Annotated in this window: 20 protein-coding genes; 16 read left to right on the forward strand and 4 right to left on the reverse strand. The window is 37.8% G+C overall.

Annotation, left to right across the window (positions count from 1 at the left end):
* Positions 1–35 precede the first annotated feature (35 nt).
* The 10 genes from dapF (at position 36) to recD2 (ending at position 9256) form a co-directional block, all read left to right on the forward strand.
* Entirely contained in the window at positions 36–1028 is a 993-nt protein-coding gene (gene dapF, locus KH893_RS04260; protein WP_281164900.1) for a diaminopimelate epimerase, read from the forward strand.
* Complete coding sequence (locus KH893_RS04265; RefSeq protein ID WP_281164901.1) at positions 1018–1569, forward strand: NUDIX domain-containing protein; 552 nt, start codon at positions 1018–1020, stop codon at positions 1567–1569. The genes dapF and KH893_RS04265 overlap by 11 nt, the downstream gene beginning before the upstream one ends.
* A gap of 46 nt (positions 1570–1615) precedes the next feature.
* Positions 1616–1834 carry a hypothetical protein gene (locus tag KH893_RS04270; protein WP_281164902.1) on the forward strand — a complete coding sequence of 73 codons (219 nt, stop codon included), beginning with the start codon at positions 1616–1618 and terminating at the stop codon, positions 1832–1834.
* Positions 1835–1844: 10 nt separating this feature from the next.
* Positions 1845–2531 carry a 5'-methylthioadenosine/adenosylhomocysteine nucleosidase gene (locus KH893_RS04275; protein ID WP_281164903.1) on the forward strand — a complete coding sequence of 229 codons (687 nt, stop codon included), beginning with the start codon at positions 1845–1847 and terminating at the stop codon, positions 2529–2531.
* 13 nt (positions 2532–2544) lie between these two features.
* Positions 2545–3699, forward strand: coding sequence for a cysteine desulfurase family protein (locus tag KH893_RS04280; protein WP_281164904.1), 1155 nt, complete (start codon positions 2545–2547; stop codon positions 3697–3699).
* A gap of 4 nt (positions 3700–3703) precedes the next feature.
* A complete protein-coding gene (locus KH893_RS04285) occupies positions 3704–4042 on the forward strand; it encodes a cysteine desulfurase (protein WP_281164905.1) in 339 nt (112 codons plus the stop codon).
* A 157-nt stretch (positions 4043–4199) separates the two neighbouring features.
* Positions 4200–5327 carry a tRNA 2-thiouridine(34) synthase MnmA gene (gene mnmA / locus KH893_RS04290; protein ID WP_281164906.1) on the forward strand — a complete coding sequence of 376 codons (1128 nt, stop codon included), beginning with the start codon at positions 4200–4202 and terminating at the stop codon, positions 5325–5327.
* Between the two features lie 113 nt (positions 5328–5440).
* The gene (locus KH893_RS04295; protein ID WP_281164907.1) at positions 5441–6100 is read left to right on the forward strand and encodes a histidine phosphatase family protein; all 660 of its coding nucleotides are present in this window, start codon (positions 5441–5443) and stop codon (positions 6098–6100) included.
* Positions 6101–6114: 14 nt separating this feature from the next.
* Positions 6115–6822 carry a tetratricopeptide repeat protein gene (locus KH893_RS04300; RefSeq protein WP_281164908.1) on the forward strand — a complete coding sequence of 236 codons (708 nt, stop codon included), beginning with the start codon at positions 6115–6117 and terminating at the stop codon, positions 6820–6822.
* Entirely contained in the window at positions 6797–9256 is a 2460-nt protein-coding gene (gene recD2, locus KH893_RS04305) for an SF1B family DNA helicase RecD2 (protein ID WP_281164909.1), read from the forward strand. Before KH893_RS04300 ends, recD2 begins: the two co-directional genes overlap by 26 nt.
* 93 nt (positions 9257–9349) lie before the next feature.
* On the opposite strand, the gene KH893_RS04310 is transcribed toward recD2, so the two are convergent.
* From KH893_RS04310 to KH893_RS04320, 3 genes are all read right to left on the reverse strand, one after another.
* On the reverse strand, positions 9350–10276 hold the full coding sequence (locus KH893_RS04310; RefSeq protein WP_281164910.1) for a diacylglycerol kinase family protein: 927 nt from the start codon (positions 10274–10276) through the stop codon (positions 9350–9352).
* Between the two features lie 155 nt (positions 10277–10431).
* Positions 10432–12108: a ribonuclease J1 gene (gene rnjA, locus KH893_RS04315; protein WP_281164911.1), complete on the reverse strand. Its 1677-nt coding sequence runs from the start codon at positions 12106–12108 to the stop codon at positions 10432–10434.
* The gene (locus KH893_RS04320) at positions 12105–12323 is read right to left on the reverse strand and encodes a DNA-directed RNA polymerase subunit epsilon (RefSeq protein ID WP_281164912.1); all 219 of its coding nucleotides are present in this window, start codon (positions 12321–12323) and stop codon (positions 12105–12107) included. The genes rnjA and KH893_RS04320 overlap by 4 nt, the downstream gene beginning before the upstream one ends.
* A 283-nt stretch (positions 12324–12606) precedes the next feature.
* Here KH893_RS04320 and KH893_RS04325 point away from each other — a divergent pair, with 283 nt between their 5' ends.
* Entirely contained in the window at positions 12607–13008 is a 402-nt protein-coding gene (locus tag KH893_RS04325; protein ID WP_281164913.1) for a hypothetical protein, read from the forward strand.
* On the opposite strand, the gene def is transcribed toward KH893_RS04325, so the two are convergent.
* The gene (gene def, locus KH893_RS04330; protein ID WP_281164914.1) at positions 13005–13559 is read right to left on the reverse strand and encodes a peptide deformylase; all 555 of its coding nucleotides are present in this window, start codon (positions 13557–13559) and stop codon (positions 13005–13007) included. The two genes, KH893_RS04325 and def, sit on opposite strands and share 4 nt — an antisense overlap.
* A 147-nt stretch (positions 13560–13706) precedes the next feature.
* On the opposite strand from def, the gene KH893_RS04335 reads away from it, so the two are divergent.
* From KH893_RS04335 to KH893_RS04355, 5 genes are all read left to right on the forward strand, one after another.
* The gene (locus tag KH893_RS04335; protein WP_281164915.1) at positions 13707–13994 is read left to right on the forward strand and encodes a UPF0223 family protein; all 288 of its coding nucleotides are present in this window, start codon (positions 13707–13709) and stop codon (positions 13992–13994) included.
* Positions 13995–13999: 5 nt separating this feature from the next.
* Positions 14000–14785, forward strand: a complete 786-nt coding sequence (locus KH893_RS04340) for an inositol monophosphatase family protein (protein ID WP_281164916.1) — start codon at positions 14000–14002, stop codon at positions 14783–14785.
* 142 nt (positions 14786–14927) lie between these two features.
* Positions 14928–16781 carry a translational GTPase TypA gene (gene typA, locus KH893_RS04345; RefSeq protein WP_281164917.1) on the forward strand — a complete coding sequence of 618 codons (1854 nt, stop codon included), beginning with the start codon at positions 14928–14930 and terminating at the stop codon, positions 16779–16781.
* 364 nt (positions 16782–17145) lie between these two features.
* A complete protein-coding gene (locus KH893_RS04350; RefSeq protein ID WP_281164918.1) occupies positions 17146–17421 on the forward strand; it encodes a DUF1507 family protein in 276 nt (91 codons plus the stop codon).
* Positions 17422–17433: 12 nt separating this feature from the next.
* The gene (locus tag KH893_RS04355) at positions 17434–18612 is read left to right on the forward strand and encodes an FtsW/RodA/SpoVE family cell cycle protein (RefSeq protein ID WP_282564696.1); all 1179 of its coding nucleotides are present in this window, start codon (positions 17434–17436) and stop codon (positions 18610–18612) included.
* The last annotated feature ends 6 nt before the right edge of the window (positions 18613–18618 follow it).

An 18618-nucleotide genomic window follows, 5' to 3' on the forward strand; every position in this document is an offset into this window, starting at 1 on the left:
AAAAATGTTACTGATTTTTGAATGGAGGAACAATGATGGAATTATTGAAGGTTCATGGTTCCGGAAATGATTTTTTTATTTTAGATGAGAAAAATCTGGAATCTCCGTTAAACGATCAACAACTGAGCAGCTTGGCTCAAAAAATTTGTGACCGAAAAAATGGTCTCCACGGTGGTGCCGATGGAATCTTGTTCGTCACTAAAAGTGATCTTGCTTCTCAAGCTGTTGAAAAGATGCGGGTGATCAATGCTGATGGTAGTGAAGCCAGTATGTGCGGTAATGGCATTCGAACAGTGGCAAGATATTTAAGCTCAAAAAATCAGCAGACAGATTTTAAGATTCAAACGATGTATGCTGATTTGGAAGTAAAAAAGGAAAATGAATTTGCGCCGGGAGTTAAAGTTTTCTCAGCTGAAATTTCGCCGGTTAGTTTTGCTGCTAAGGATTTAAAGATGCATTTTCCTGAAAAGGACCAACTGCTTGATCAACCATTACCGGAATTAGCAACAGGATTTAAATTCTCAGCAGTGGCGGTGCCTAATCCGCATTTAATTGCTTTTGTTGATCATCAACAATTGATTGGTCCTAAGTTAGGAGAAATTGCTAGTTATTTGAATGATGGCAAAAACTCGTATTTTCCTGATGGTGTTAATGTCAGCTTTGTGGAGATTTTGGCCAAGAATAAGATTTTTGTGCGTACTTATGAACGGGGAGTTGGTTTTACCAATGCTTGTGGAACAGCTATGTCCGCTGCTAGTTTGATTTATGTGATACTGCATCTGCATGATATCAACTTTGAACAACAACTGACAGTTATTAATCCCGGCGGCATGGTTAAAACCATTGTTCATCAACGGGAAGATGGTTCTTATTGGATTTCATTAATTGGCAATGCGACCTTTGTTGCGAGAGTAACGGTTGCACAACCAGCAGCTTTTGCAGGTGATTTTTCACAAGCAACTTGGCAAGCAACCGGAGAGCAGTCGGCATACGAAGAATTTGTTAGGAGGTTGAATTGTGGATTTTGATGAGAAATTATTAGCTACGAGATCAATTTATCAGGGACGGATCATCAATGTGGCTGAAGAAACTGTCAAGTTACCAGATGGTCAACAGGCCAAACGTGAAATCGTTCATCATCAAGGAGCAGTGGCTTTACTTTGCATCAGCGATGAAGATCCACAACGGATAATTCTAGTTAATCAATGGCGTCAGCCAATGCGCCAGGCTTCTTTGGAAATTCCAGCTGGCAAAATTGAAGCTGGTGAGCAGCCGGAATATACGGCTAGCAGAGAATTAAATGAAGAAGTTCGTTTACAAGCAACTAACTTGAAAAAGATTGCTTTCTTCTACACTTCTCCAGGTTTTGCTGATGAGCAGATGACACTTTACTTAGCTCAAGGATTACAGCCAGTTGAAAAAAAGTTACCGCAAGATGCTGATGAATTTTTACATGTGGAAAAATTATCAATGGAACAAGCCGATCAGGCAGTAGCTAGCGGAAGAATTTGCGATGGCAAAACTCTAATGGGTTTGTGGTATTGGAAGATTTTACAAGCGAAAGGGTGATCCTTTGAACTTGAAGCATTTCTTTAAAAGGCAAGCAGGCAAACATATGGAAAGAGATATTCCAGAATCTGCTGAACCGGCAAACAATGAAGAAACTCAACAATCGGAAACCGAGTTCAGTCGGACAGCTTATCAAAAAAGCCAACAAGTACAAAGTCAACAAACCAAAAGAGATAAGTTGGCACACAAATTGAACTGGGTTATTTTTTATTTAGTTTTGGCGATCATATTAGTCTATGGTTTTATGTTTTTTATTAACTTTTAAGGAGCAACTAATGAAATACGGAGTTTTATGTGCGATGGAAGAAGAAATTAAAGATTTGCGAGCAAATTTACATGATCTTCAAGAGACGGTAATTGGCGGTGTCAGTTTTTATCAAGGAACTTACGCTCACAAACAAGTTGTTTTGACACGCTCAGGAATTGGTAAAGTTCAAGCAGGAATGACTACAGCTTTATTGATTACTGAGTTTAAAGTTGATGCAGTGATTAATTCTGGCTCGGCTGGCGGGATTGGAGCAGGCTTGCAAGTTGGTGAGATTGTTATTTCATCGCAAGCAGCTTATCATGATGTTGATACCACTGCTTTTGGTTATCAAATTGGACAATTACCACAGCAACCAGCTAGATTCGTTGCCGATCCAGCACTGCAAAAAGGTTTACAGCAAGCAGCTGAGCAAGCAGGTTTACAGGTTAAAATTGGTTTGATCGTTTCTGGCGATCAGTTTGTGGCTGACAAGGACCAGACAGCTGTAATTAAACGGAATTTTCCAGATGCTTTGAGCTGTGAAATGGAGGGGGCGGCGGTTGCGCAAGCTGCTTATCAATTTAAAAAACCATTTGTAATTGTTCGGGCAATGTCAGATACAGCTGACGATCAAGCCAGTCAATCTTTTGATGAATTTATTATTGATGCCGGTCATCGCTCAGCTAAAATGATCATGAATTTTTTAGCAAATTAAGAAGGGATTTAAAGTGAAACATATTTATTTAGACAATGCGGGTACGACTCCAATGGCTTCTGAAGTTATTAAAACGATGACAACGGCGATGGAGCAAACGTTTGGTAATGCATCAAGTACACATTATTTTGGTCGGCAAGCACGCAAAGTTTTAGATGAGAGTCGACAGATCATTGCAAGCTCGATCAATGCTAAACGCGATGATCAGATCGTATTCACCAGCGGCGGAACAGAAAGTGATAATACTGCGGTAGTTCAGACTGCTTTGGCACGTCAACATGAAGGGAAACATCTGATTACAACGGCAATCGAACATGAAGCAATTTTGAAGCCAATGAGATATTTAGAAAGCCTTGGTTTTGAAGTAACCTATTTACCAGTCGATCAAGATGGCTTGATCTCATTGGATGATTTACGGCAAGCAATACGACCAGATACGATTTTAGTATCAATTATGACAGGAAACAATGAAGTTGGCAGTCACTTTCCAATTCATGAAATTGGGCAAATTGTCGCTGAATCGAATGCCTGGTTTCATACAGATGCTGTTCAAGCATATGGTTTGCTTGACTTTGATGTTCAAGCTGATCAGATCGATTTGTTATCAACCTCAGCCCATAAATTAAACGGGCCTAAATTTCTCGGTTTTTTATATCGTTCAGACCGAGTTAAATTTCCTTCACTGATTAAGGGTGGGGATCAAGAACTTAAACGGCGTGCAGGAACTGAAAATGTCCCGGCAATTGCTGGTTTTGCTAAAGCCGTTTCGTTGCTTGACTCGGCTGCTAAACAGGCTAAACGACAAAAGTTTATTAAGCTTCAACAAAGATTGTTGGATGACTTGCGGAAAAAAGGAGTGGAGTTTGCGGTTAACGGCGGTCAACGATCGGACAAATTACCACATGTTTTAAATCTTTGGTTTAAGGGTTGTCCAGCATTACCGCTCCTGACTAATCTTGATTTGAATGGGATTGCTGTTTCAGCCGGGTCGGCTTGCACAGCTGGCAGTGTTGATCCTTCACACGTTTTATTGGCAATTTATGGTAAAGACAGTCCACGCTTGAATGAGTCACTGCGTTTTAGTTTTGGCTTTGAAAATACGGTTGCTGAAATCGATTATACGGTTCAAATTTTAGCTAAGACAATTAAAAAGTTAAAGCGAGGTTAGCAAAATGGGGTACACTAAACAAGCAAAACTTTTGGGTGATCAACGGGTTTTTAGTTTGACACCAGAAGTTAAGAAGTATACTTTGCGTGATGTTGGTTTTGTTGAATCTAAAGGCGGAAAATTTGTTTTAGAACGACCGCTTGATCCACAGGTCGATTTTGCTGTTAGTTTAAAATTGAAAGTGACCATCAGTGCGGATCTGAAAACTTTTAAAATGGTGACAACTAATGGCAATGGTTTACGCGAAATTAATCTTTTTAAGAAAAATGATCCGCAAATTCTTGAGCAGCTGAAATTTTCTTTGCAAGAATTACAAGATCGTCAGATTATCAGATTGAATTAATTTAATAAGCCAAGACAACATGCAATATTTGTCTTAGCTTTTTTTGCATGCTTATGCTTGTCAAAAGCTTGACTGCTCGGTATAATTGAACATACTGAAATAACGCGACCTTCAAATCGTGGATTCAGAATCTAAATGAAGTGATGGTGAAAGTGTTATGCAAGACAATCGTCAAACACGAGTCGTTGTTGGAATGAGTGGTGGGGTTGACTCTTCAGTCGTTGCGTATCTCCTAAAACAGCAAGGCTATGATGTAGTTGGAGTTTTTATGAAAAATTGGGATGATAAAGACGATAGCGGGGTTTGCACAGCAACTCAGGATTATGAAGATGTTGCTAAAGTTGCCAGTAAGATTGGCATCCCTTATTACTCAATAAACTTTGAAAAGGAATATTGGGATCGAGTTTTCTCGTACTTTTTGGATGAATATCGTCATGGTCGGACGCCTAATCCCGATGTCATGTGCAATAAAGAAATTAAATTTAAGGCTTTTTTAGATTATGCCATGCAATTGGATGCTGATTATATTGCGATGGGGCATTATGCACAGTTACGTCGTGATGCTGATGGGACGGTACATTTGCTTCGCGGAGCAGATGCAAATAAGGATCAAACTTACTTTTTAAGTCAATTGTCACAGCAACAATTACAAAAAGCAATTTTTCCAATTGGCAATTTACAAAAACCCCAAGTTAGGAAAATTGCCGAACAAGCTGGCTTGGCAACAGCACATAAGAAGGATTCAACGGGGGTTTGTTTTATTGGTGAACGAAACTTTCGCCAATTTTTGGGTGAGTTTCTACCGGCTAAATCTGGATTAATGAAAACCGTGGATGGAACGGTGATCGGGAAACACTGTGGTTTGATGAACTATACGATCGGCCAACGACGTGGTTTGGGAATCGGCGGTAACTCAAATAGCAGTCAGCCCTGGTTTGTGATTGGAAAAGATCTGCAGACAAATACTTTATATGTTGGTCAAGGCTATCATAATCCGCATTTATACGCTGATACACTCGATGGCAGTCAAGTAAGTTTTATTGCTCCAATTGAACAACGAGGATTGGAATTTCATTGTACAGCTAAGTTTCGTTATCGGCAAAAAGATTGCGGTGTAACTGTCAAATTAAGTGCAGACCGAGAAAAAGTTAGTGTAACTTTTGATCAACCAGCGCGTGCGGTGACGCCAGGTCAAGAAGTTGTCTTCTATGATGGTGATGAATGCCTTGGCAGTGCAACAATCGATCATGCTTATCAACAGCAGCGAGTTTTACAATATGTTTAAGAGTTTAAACCAGTTTTTTTTATAAAACTGGTTTTTTTGCTGATCAGGTCTTTTAAAGTCAACGTAGTTTGGGCATAATAGAGTTAATGGTGTTTGAGAAAAGAGGGAGCATTGTGACTAAACTATTTTTTGTAAGACATGGAAAGACACAGTGGAATCTGGAGGGACGCTATCAAGGAGCACATGGAGATTCGCCATTGCTACCAGCAAGCCATCAGGAAATATCACAACTGGTCAGTTATTTAAGTCAATTTAATTTTGCTGCTATTTATACAAGTCCTATCAAACGGGCCCAAACAACCGCTGAAGAAATTGCCCGTCAGTTACCGCAATCTTTGCCAGTTCAGCCGCTTGCTGGTCTACGTGAGTTTGATCTGGGGAAAATGGAAGGAATGAAATTTTCTGATGTTGCTAAACTTTATCCAACTGAGCTGGCAGCTTTTCGGCATCATGCTGATCAATATCAAGCACAAAATGTCCAAGGAGAAAGTTTTCCTGAATTGTTTCAACGGATGACGCCAACCATCAAACAAATTGTAGCGACTCATCCTAAGATGGCGGACAATGTGGTCGTTGTCAGTCACGGAGCGGCATTATGTGCGGAAATTAGGCATTTGCTTGGTTATTCGTTGGATCAGATTCGTGCACAGGGAGGTTTGGCAAATACCAGCACAACAATTCTTGAAACAAAGGATGGTCAAGACTATCGTTGTGTAGCTTGGAATAAGACGGATTATTTGAAACGTAAATTAACTGAATCAGATATTGTTTAGAGGAGATGTTTTTTTTGGCTGAGAAGATCGATCGAAAGCAGCAGCAAGCAAAACTCGCTGCCAAAATAAAAAAGTTGATCAAAGCAATTGATTTAAAGCCCAAAGATCCACAGCAATATTATGCTTTAGGAATGTTATTGACTAAGGCTCAACAATATACGCAAGCTGAAGAGCTGTTTAAGCGGGCAATCAATTTTTTTAAACATCAGCACTTAGCAACCGATTTGCTTGAATATGGTTTGGGAAATGTTCTTTATTCAGCAGGTTTATACCAGAAATCCTTAACTGTTTTTCAGCAGGTTAAGTCTGCAGATTTAAAAAATGATGCGTACTTAATGATTGCTCAAAATTATTATGCCCAAGAAAATTATCAACAGGCACTGGTCTTTGCTTTGACTGTCAGTGAACAAGCTAAAACTCAACAAGCTGATGGTTGGCTTTTGGCGGGAGAATCGCTTTTAGCCTTAGGAAATTTAAAATTAGCAGCTAAATATTTTGATCAAGTTTTAGTTAATCGACCAACAAATTTTCAAGCAAATTTTGAACGTGGAGTCATTGAAATGGTTTGGCAGCAAGAGAGTGAACGTTTTTTCAAGCAAGCTAAAAAATCTGATCCAGTAAAATTTGCTCATCAGCAAGAACGATTAGCTGATATTGAAAGAGTCTTGATTGCAAAACAACAAGGAGAAACAAAAGGTGGTAAACAGTCAGATTCAAACTGAAGATTCACAACAACAAGTTTTGAGTGGCAAGATTCAAGCTATTTTTTTTGAAAATAGTGATAATTTTTATAAAGTCCTGCAAGTTAAACTGCTTGAAGCTGATTTTACTTGGCCAGAGGAAGAAATCGTGGTTACTGGCAATTTTGCTAATCTCAATGAAGGCGAGAAGTATCGTTTTTTTGGTCATTTATTTGATCATCCGCGGTATGGTAAACAATTTCAGGCTGATAATTATCAAACTGAATTGCCAACTCAAGCAGATGAGATCATTAATTATTTAGCTGGTGAAAATTTTCCTGGGATTGGTCAGAAAACTGCTGAACGGATCGTTAAAGTTTTTGGTACAGCAACACTTACCAAGCTTCAGAAAGATCCAGCAAATTTGTCTCAATTAGGCTTGTCAAAAAAACAGCGCCGGACATTGATCGATAATTTAACCAATACTGGCGATCAACAGCAAGCAGTAATTGAACTTAACCGCTTCGGTTTTGGCAGTCAATTGACAGCCAAGATTTATGAGCATTTTCAAAAAGCAACATTAGAAGTCTTACACCATCAACCGTATCGCTTAGCATTTGAAATCAATGGAATTGGCTTCAAACGCGCTGATCGAATTGCTGAGCAGCAGCAAATTGCAGCCGATGATCCGCAGCGCTTGCAAGCTGCCTTATATCAAAGCGTTTATGATCTTTGCCACAATACTGGCAATACTTATACTTCAGCACCGGCAGTGATGCAACAGGCAATGGATTTATTATTAAAAAGTCGGCGGGTGGCTTTAAGTGAAAAGCAAGTTGCCGATCAGTTGGTTACTTTGGCCGCCGATGGGAAAATTGTCGTTGAAAAACGACAAATTTATTTGCGACACTATTATGAAGCCGAATGGAAGATTGCCGAGCAAATTAAAACTTTGCTCCAGCGATCAATTAAGCTGCCAGAAAAGAAAGCCCAAGCCATCGATGAATTATTAGCTGAAATAGCTTTGCAACTAAAAATTACCTATGGTGCTGACCAGCTAAAAGCAATCAAAACGGCTTTAAAAAATCGACTATTGCTAATAACTGGTGGACCGGGAACTGGCAAGACAACGATTATTAATGGAATTGTCGCTTTGTTTGCGGCAGTCCACGAACTATCATTAGATCCTAATGATTATCAAGCTGATGAATTTCCAATTATTTTAGCAGCACCAACTGGTCGAGCAGCCAAAAAAATGAGTGAAACTACCGGTTTGCCAGCCGTTACGATCCATCGCCTACTGGGATTGAACGGTTCTGATGACCAAGGCAATTATCAAGCCAACGAGGATTTGACTTTAACAGGCCAACTGCTGATCGTTGATGAAATGTCGATGGTCGATACTAGTTTATTTGAACGCTTGCTGGCTGCTGTTCCAAGTGGAATGCAATTGATCTTAGTTGGCGATCAAGATCAGTTGCCTTCGGTTGGACCGGGCCAGGTTTTTGCAGATTTGTTGGCTTGTGATAAATTGCCTCAAATTCGGTTAGAAAAAATTTATCGTCAGAAACAAACTTCGACGATTATTTCTTTGGCTCATGCGATCAAGCAGGGGAATCTGCCAGCTGATTTTACCAGAAATCAGCTTGATCGTTCATTTATTGCCTGTTCCGAAAGCCAGGTTGAGTCAGCGATCAGTCAGATCTTTTTGCATGCGCAAAAGAAAAACTTTGACTTAAATGATGTTCAAGTTTTGGCCCCGATGTATCGCGGACAAGCGGGAATCGATCATTTGAATGAAGTTTTGCAGAATTTAGTTAACCCCAAAGAGGGAACAAAGACTAAAGAGCTCGAAGCTAATCAACAACATTTTCGGATCGGTGATAAAGTTTTGCATTTGGTTAATAGTCCAGAAGATAATGTTTTTAATGGAGATATTGGTCGAATCACCGGTATAAACTTAGCCAAAGATATTCCTGAAAAACAAGATCAGTTGATAATTGATTTTGATGGTAATGAAGTAACCTACTCAAAAAAGGACTTTGCTAAGATCAAATTGGCTTACTGTGTTTCAATTCATAAAGCTCAGGGCAGTGAATTCAAATTGGTTATCTTGCCTTTGGTCAATACATTTCACCGGATGTTAAACCGCAACTTACTGTATACTGCTGTTACGCGGGCTAAGAAACTGTTGATTTTGTTAGGTCAAAAAGCAGCTTTTCAAACTGCGGTTGATCATGTATCAGTTAATCGAAAAACGAGCTTATTAGAGCGATTAAATCAAGCATTAAAGACAAAAAAAACTCAGCTGAAAATGGATTCCAAGCAGTCAAGTGCCAATAATCATGGGCAAACAACCATTAATGAAGGAACAACTAAATATATTTTGACTAGTCAGTTGATTGCTAGTGAGGAAATTGACCCTTTAATTGGGATGGATGGACTTAAACCAAGCAACTTTAAACATGCAAATTAAAAAGCAGCTGCAAAATAATCAGTTTTCAGCCAGTTTGGTTGAATTCACTGTTCATGAGCAGCTGCTTTAATGTGCAATTATTGACTTTAAAACCTATTTATTTTGTTCATGTAAAGAGAGATTATCCGGATCAAACCAAAATGGGTACTGAAAGCTACGAGCTAGAAGATCATAAAACTGATTTTTTAATTGTTGACCGTCAATTTCGCCAAATTCTAGTGAGTCAGTTGTTAGTTGAAAGGAGCTGCCTTTGAAAATATGAACATAGGGTAATTTGTGTTCTAAACCAACCAGTTTAGCGATTTTGAAAAGCAACAGGCTAAAGAGGTTTAAGTTGGATAAAATTTCGATCCTGAGCGGCAGCTTTTTTAAATCTAGTGGTTGATCAGAAACCTTTGCTTGATTGTCAACCTGAACTGCAAAGGCATGGCGGAAAAAGTAATATTTGCGATCAAGTCTTAGTGTGACATTAAATGGTTCTTGATCAACAATAGCAGTTAAATGCCCATACCATTGTGCAATTCGACTAACCGAAAATTTGTTTAATTGACTGTTTTGACTAACATTTTCAGCGTAAGCATTAAAACCAAGTGACATACTTCGGTTGAACAGCCAGCGCCTTTGATGATTCATTTCCTCAATTTTTGCCAATTCAACATAAACAGGTTGAATGGCAGTTAAGATCTGCTTAGCTGCAGTTTGTGGCTGTAACGCCAACCCAATTGATTTTGCTAAGTTCGTGGTACTTTTAGTTGGAATAAAACAGACGGGGCATAATTTTGACTGTGAGTTCAAATAAGAAATAGCCTCAATTAAGAGTTGTGAAGATCCAATCGTAATGACGGGAGAAACTTCTTTGAAACTTGCTAAATTTTTAAAATCACGCGGGTTATCAAGTGAAACCTCGATAACTTTTAAACTAGCTGTTTGTTCTTCAAAAAGGGGATGAATAGCTTGCCAGATAGATTGAACTTCATTTGTACTAGCTGACATCTCAAGTAAAATTACAAATTCTTTCAACTTTATTCCTCCCATACTTAATCATTATACTAAATATTACAGTTTAATTACAAGGTGAAAAACATTAAGATTGTTTGAGAATAATTGCTAAATAAAAAACAATCTTTCAAGTTTTAACTTGAAAAATTGTCATTAGGTTATTATTAATTTGTCAATCAAACAATGATCAACATTGGCAAAATCATTGGATGACGTTCAGTTTTTTCAAAGAGAAATGATTTAAGAACATTAATTACAGCTTCACGCAACGAGTTCTCATTAGCATCTTTTTTAGCTAAGGCTCGTCGCAAAGTTCGAAAGACGCGTTTTTTACCACTATCGATCAATTCTTCCGATTCACGCATATAAATGAAACCTCTGGATAGCAAATCAGGACCAGCCAAGATTTCTTGGCGTTTCAGATCAATCGTTGCCACTACAACAACTAATCCTTCTTCAGCCAAAATTTTACGATCATGAAGAACCACATTTCCAATATCACCGATTCCCGAGCCGTCTACATAAACATCGCCAGCACTAAAATGACCAGCCAATCGTGCAGAATTAGCAGTTAATGCAAGTACATCACCATTATTCATAATAAATGAATGGTCTTTAGGAACATCGCACTTTTCAGCTAATTCAGTATGAATCTTGAGCATCCGATATTCACCATGAACGGGAACAAAGTACTTAGGCTTAATTAGCCGTAACATTAACTTCTGTTCTTCTTGACCACCGTGTCCAGAAGCATGGATGTTATTAACTTTACCATGAATGACCTGAGCACCAGCTTCTTCTAATTCATTGATCACATGATTGACGCTGATCGTATTACCAGGAATTGGCAAACTAGAAAAGACGACTGTATCACCGGGTTGAATGCTGACTTGGCGATGAGTACCGTTAGCAATCCGACTCAATGCGGCCATTGGCTCACCCTGAGATCCAGTACAGAGGATCATTACCCGATTAGCTGGCAAATTATTAATTTCATGTGTATCAACTAATGCGTCATCTGGAATGTCAAGATAACCTAATTCTCGTCCATTAACAATTGCTGCCTCCATGCTTCGACCAAAAACAGCAATTTTTCGACCCTTAGCAACAGCAACTTCAGCAGCTTGTTGAATGCGGGAAATATTTGAAGCAAAAGTTGCAAATATTATTCGACCTTCAACTTTCTCAAAAATCCGTCGAATCGAATTTCCTACCCAGCGTTCTGATTTGGTAAAGTTGGGAATTTCAGCATTTGTACTATCAGAAAGCAAGCAGAGAACACCATCATTGCCTAATTTTGCCATTCTTTGTAAGTTAGGTGGCTGATGAGTGACTGGCGTCAAATCAAATTTATAATCACCAGTTGCAACAATCGTTCCACTTGGAGTTTTTACCGCGACGCCGAGCGTATCTGGTATTGAATGGGTAGTCCGAAAGAAGGAAACACTTGTCCTACGAAAATGTAAAACCGTATCCTCATTTATTTCATGCAATTCAGTGGTTCGTAACAATCCATGTTCTTCTAGTTTGCTTTTGATTAATGCTAGAGCTAAAGGACCAGCATAAATCGGAACATTGACTTGCTTGAGTAAATAAGGGATGCCTCCAATATGATCTTCGTGCCCATGAGTAATTACCAATGCTTTTAACTTTGACTTATTTGCAACTAAATATTGATAGTCAGGGATTACATAATCAATTCCTAAAAGATCATCTTCAGGGAACTTGATGCCAGCATCAATTAAAATTAATTCATCCTGAAATTGGACCCCATACGTATTTTTACCAATTTCTCCTAATCCACCAATGGCAAAAACGGCCGTTTCATTGTTTTTGACATTCAGGTGTTTCATTTAGTAAACTCCGTAAGTTTAAATTTAGGACTTTGCTTCTCATATTCGAGGGCTTTGGGGCTAAGTCCTTCAAGATATTCGATATTATAATCTGTCTGTTCTTCGACGATCAGTCGAGCCTGAGCTTCAGACTCAGCTTCGAGATATAACGCAAGCGTACTTTCCCGCCGTGGACTGACATCTTTACTAGGTTGATAGAAAACTTTGAAAACCATTAAAAAAACTCCTTCATAAAATTTTAACTGCTGTAACTGCAGTATATTCCGAACATAGATTGCTTTTCACAATAATTAACATTATTCTAGCATAGTTATTTGAATAAGTATACATATAACCTTTGTACACTAGGATGGAAAGCTTTAGTAATCTGGAAAAGTCAATGCTATAATCAAATTGGAAGGGATGAGTGAGCATATGCAATTTTTATGGATTGTCATACTAGTTTTAATCGTGCTATTTTTGCTCCATTTTTTCAAACGAAGATCAAAAGAAAAACGATTGAAAAAAAATAAAACAGTTACCGACTTAGCAGTCGTTAACTGTTTACACCAAATTTCACTAATTAAAATTGAAAATGCCGAACTTTTTCCACAAAAAGTATTTTCAATGTCACAGCCAGTTGCCCGTTTTTGGGGCCAAGATGTTAATGTCTTTTCCTATTGCTTTACTTTAACGGCAAAGAAAGCCGTGACAGCTGAAAAAATTCAAGCTGAATTGAATAGGTTATTAAAAATTTATGAACAACAGCAACAGCTGACAGCTGAATATTACCAGCAATCATTGATCGTATCGGATTGCTGGTTAGAAAATAACCAATTAAACATTGACGTAGCGTACGTGATTAATCAAGCAACTGCCAATTATTTGATTGATGTTCGTCGGGCGGAAAAAGATCATTAACCAATTAAGACTAGATTATCATCTTCGTAGAATGGATCTTTTTTATTAATATGATCGAAAAATAAAATACCATTTAAATGATCGATTTCATGCTGACAGACGATGGCTGGATAATTTCGCAATTTATCAAGATGCTGCTGACCGTCTAAATCATACCAACGCAAGGTGATTTTTTGATGACGTGGTACGTAGCCAGGTACATCACGATCGACTGAAAGGCAACCTTCACCTTCTGCCAAAGCTGCCATTCTAACTGACTCACTGATAATAGTGGGGTTTATCAAAATATGTTTAAAAATTGGTTGGTTATTTTCATCAGGAACTAAAACAGCAGTCATTCGAATTGACCGATCAACTTGTGGTGCAGCTAACCCGACGCCAGCTCGTAGTTGGTATTTTTTGGCTAGCTTGGGATCCTGACTGTTTTCAAGAAATTCCATGAGCTTTTTTCCAAGCTCTCTTTGTTCATCAGTCAAAGGGAAAGTTAGCTTTTTGGCTCTTGCTCGCAAAGTAGGATTGCCCTCACGAATAATGTTTTTCATTGTTATCAATAGTATGACCCTCCTAATTAAATTTCATCAGTTTTAATTATAGACTAAAAATCAGCTTTTTTTAAATATTTGCAGTGAATTTTTGACTAAGTTAGCAGAAAATTGTGTATAATTAGATTGTTAATTATTTAACAAGTGGTGAAAAAGATGAGAAAAGAAGAAACTATCAGCTATCCGTTAATGGACGAATGGACAATTCCAGAAATTATTAATGTTATAAAATTTTATCAAGCAGTTGATCAGTTATATGAAAAAAAGATTGAACGCAACAATTTCTTAAAGAAATATCAGCAATTTCTAAAAATCGTACCGCAAAAGTCATTGCAAAAACAATTAGATCGACGTTATTTAGCTCAAAGTGGTCATAGTCTCTATCGAGCTGTTAAGTTTGTTCAAGAAAGTCAAGACAAAAATTTACATTATGTTAAGAGGTGAATTGGATGATATTTCAAGCCGACAAAATTGATTTGCTGGTACCAAAATGGTTAATGACTGCCAGAAAAATGATTTTAGAAAGTTTCTCCCAAAAAATCGAAATTGAAACTAAAACTAGTCGCAACGATCTGGTAACAGAACTGGATCGAAAAATTGAACAGTTCTTAGTTGGGAAAATCCAAAAATATTTTCCGGGTTCACAAATTGTAAGCGAAGAGACAAGACCAAGTATCAATGAAATTGAAGAGGAAAGTTTACTGTGGGTTATTGATCCAATTGATGGCACTATGAATTTTGTAAAGCAAAAAAGTGATTTTGCCATTATGATTGGCATCTTTCAAGCAAAAAAGGGTCAACGTGGGTTTATCTATGATGTTATGGCTAATCAGCTTTATCATGGCGGACCTGACAAGGGAGTTTACTGCAATTGTCAAAAAATGATATCTCCGCCTGACTTGCATTTGGCAGATGGTTTGCTCGGGGTTGGTGGTGTGATGTTGATCAACAATAAATATAATTTGCAAAAAATTGCGCTTGCTAGTCATGGCATCAGAATCTATGGTAGTGCAGGAATCGAAATTATTCATGTCTTAAATGGACAGTTAATAGGTTATCTGAGTCATTTACATTCTTGGGATCTGGCTGCTGGGAAAATTTTAGCAGAAACTTTAGGATTAACTGTGAAAACGATTGACGGTCAAGAAGTAAATGTGTTATCATCAATAGATGTGTTAGTAGCGTCAAAAAATGCTCAGAAAGACATAATAATGATGGCACAGTCTCATTGTTAGTTGCGAGCTGTGACAGAGAAGTCACAGTTTTTTTATGCTAAGAAATGAAAACAAAGAGCTGGATTTTCAAAGATTTTTAATTACAATGAAAATAAGTTTTTTTGAGCAGTGAAACCTATTATTTTGAAAGGAAGAAAAAATTTTGAAGACACGTGATGATATCCGCAATGTTGCGATAATTGCTCATGTTGATCATGGAAAGACAACATTAGTTAATGAATTATTAAAACAGTCTGATACGCTAGATGAACATACAAATATTGGTGATCGGGCAATGGATTCGAATGCAATTGAAAAGGAACGTGGAATTACGATCCTTTCTAAAAATACAGCTGTTAAATACCATGGCAAACAGATCAATATTTTGGATACGCCAGGTCATGCCGACTTTGGTGGTGAAGTTGAACGAATCATGAAAATGGTTGATGGGGTACTGCTAGTTGTTGATGCTTTTGAAGGGACTATGCCGCAAACGCGCTTTGTTTTGAAAAAAGCTTTAGAGCAGCGCTTGACTCCAATCGTTGTCATTAATAAAATTGATCGTGAAGGTGCTCGACCGGAAGAAGTTGTTGATGAGGTACTTGATTTGTTCATTGAATTAGGTGCTGATGATTCACAGCTTGAATTTCCAGTAGTTTACACTTCCGCTGTTAATGGTACATCTTCATATGAGTCCGATCCAGCTACTCAGGAGCACACAATGGATCCAATTTTTGACACAATTTTAAAAACGATTCCGGCTCCAATTGATAACTCTGATGAACCGTTGCAATTTCAAGTTGCAATGTTGGATTACAATGAGTTTGTTGGTCGAGTTGGGATTGGCCGAGTATTTCGTGGCAAGATCAAAGTCGGTGATCAAGTCACAGTTATGAAACTCAATGGTTCGCAAAAGAACTTTCGGGTTACTAAATTATTTGGCTTCTTTGGTTTAAAACGTTTAGAGATTCAAGAAGCTAAGGCAGGAGACTTGATTGCTGTTTCTGGGATGGAAGATATTTTCGTCGGCGAAACCGTTTGTCCTGTTGATCATCCAGATGCTTTGCCATTGTTGCGGATTGATCCACCAACTTTGCAGATGACTTTTAAGACTAATGATTCTCCATTTGTTGGTCAGGAAGGTGAATTTGTTACTGCACGTAAATTGGAAGATCGGTTAAAAGTTCAATTACACACTGATGTTTCATTAAGAGTCGAAGATACTGATTCACCGGATGAATGGGTTGTTTCTGGTCGTGGTGAATTACATCTTTCGATTTTGATTGAGATGTTACGTCGTGAGGGTTTTGAACTCGCAGTTTCACGGCCACAAGTTATTTATCGAGAAGTTGAAGGTAAATTGTGTGAACCATTTGAAAATGTCATAATTGATACTCCTGACGAGTATTCAGGTTCAGTTATTGATGCTTTGTCACAGCGTAAAGCACAAATGATTAACATGAAGACTGATAAAAATAAGCAGACACAGTTGGAATTTTCAGCCCCAACTCGTGGTTTGATTGGATTTGATTCTGAATTTATGTCAATGACTAAGGGTTATGGAATCTTTAATCATACATTTGCTGAGTATAAGCCAGTTATTAGAAATTGGGAACCTGGACGCCGGACTGGTGCGTTGGTTTCAATTAATCAAGGCAAGGCAACTACTTACGCGATTATGGGAGTCGAAGATCGTGGCCGCATTTTTGTTGATCCTGGAACAGAAGTTTATGAAGGAATGATCGTCGGTGAAAGTTCACGGGAACGAGACATTTCAGTTAACGTGACAAAAGGCAAAAACTTGACAAATGTTCGGTCTTCTAATAAAGATCAGACAGCAATGATTCGCAAACCAACGCATTTTACGCTGGAGGAATCTTTGGAATTCTTAAATGAGGATGAATTGCTTGAAATCACGCCAGAAAGCATCCGTTTACGTAAGCGGATCTTACCAACCAATATGCGGGAAAAGGCGGCAAAACAAAAGAAAATTGCTGCAAAAAAAGCTAACAATTAGTTGGAATATCACAAAATTAGGATTGACTTTTTAAAAATTAACAATAGATGAGAAAAGTTCTGATGTCTTTGATCGAAAGGTCGACATGAGAGCTTTTTTAATTTTTTAAGAAAGATTGAAAATGTTTTTTGCTAAATCATCATTCAAGAAAGGTTTATTAGTTATTAAATGCCTTTTTGACATCATAATGTTCGTAAAAAAATGTTTTATTAGAAAAAGTTAATTTTTTCTGTTGAAAAATACGAATTTTAGCATCATAATAATAATTTGAAAAGGAGGGTAAGCTTGAAAGAACGTTTAGTTTGATTTTATCAACTTGGTTTGTATGATATAATTGCTCTAGTTTAGAAAGGGGCTGAAGCAATTGCGGGAATCTGTTACTAAAAATGAAATGCTGACAATACTCGCAGCAGATGCTGATCAAATCAAGTCAATTTTAAGTAAACAGCGCAATTTTCTTTGTATGTCAAAATGCCCAGCTTTTGAGGAAGTAGCTGATACGCAAATTTATGGTTTCTCTCGTGAAGTTAGATTAGCTGAAAAATGTGGCTTGATTTCCCGAAAAGAGGGAAAACAAATGGTCACGGAACTTGAACAAGTGTTGTCTAATATTTATGTAACTGCTGGAGAGGATGACTAGTGGCTAAGCGTGATGAAGAAAATTAAAATCAAATTGCGTTATTTTGACTTCTATTTATTCATTCCATATATTATTTTATGTTTAGTGGGAACTGTAATGGTTTATTCTGCTAGCTCAATTAATCTATCTTATGCTGGAATGACGACAAACTTTTACTTAGAACGGCAGCTAGTTTATGTTTTGTTAGGATTGATTTGCTTTGGCTTAACAACGCTTTTAAAATTATCAAATTTTACTTCCAAAAAGTTTATTATTGGAGGGTTTGGGATAATTGCTGGCTTGTTAGCCTATGCCAAATTTATGACTAAAGCTGTGAATGGTGCCAATGGTTGGATCAATTTTAAGTTATTTAGTTTACAACCAGCTGAATTGTGTAAATTATATCTGGTTCTGTTTGTAGCACAAATGTTGGCGCGACGAGAATACTTTTCATTGGATAAGGGGATCGATAGTTATCGAAATTGGAAACCGTGGCTGCTAATAGCAGTTTTGTTGTTAATGATTTTGATTGAGCCTGATCTTGGCGGCTTTGCAATTAATTTAACAATTGTTTCTATGATGATTCTAGCTAACACGGCGGTTTTGAAGTCAGTGAAACGGGCTTTCAGTTGGTTTGTCGGTTGGACCGTGGCAGTTATTATCCTGTTGTTTGCTTTACGCAAATGGAATCCGGTTGCTGGAACAAAATACACCTATATGTATAGCCGCTTAACTGCTTTTTATAATCCATTCAAAGTTGCTAGCGATAGTGGCCAGCAGCTGATCAATTCTTATTATGCAATTAGCAACGGTGGTTTATTTGGTTTAGGATTAGGAAATAGTATTCAGAAACGAGGATATTTGCCAGAGCCATATACGGATTTTATTTTAGCGGTAATCAGTGAAGAACTAGGCGCAATTGGAGTTGCCTGTATTTTAGCTTTAATCTGTTGGCTGACTCTTAGAATGTTTTTAATTGGCATTAGGGCAAAAGATACTTATTCTGCCTTGGTTTGTTATGGAATTGGAACTTTCTTTGCAGTGGAGACTTTCTTTAATTTAGGAGCTGTAACTGGCCTTTTGCCAATTACCGGAGTTACATTTCCTTTTGTTTCATATGGTGGTTCAAGCATGTTGGTACTTTCATTAGCTTTAGGGATCGTGATGAATATCTCGATCCATCAGCGACAAGTGAAGTTTAATAAGAATTAAAATGAA

The organism is Liquorilactobacillus sicerae (assembly GCF_029916425.1).
GTDB lineage: Bacteria > Bacillota > Bacilli > Lactobacillales > Lactobacillaceae > Liquorilactobacillus > Liquorilactobacillus sicerae.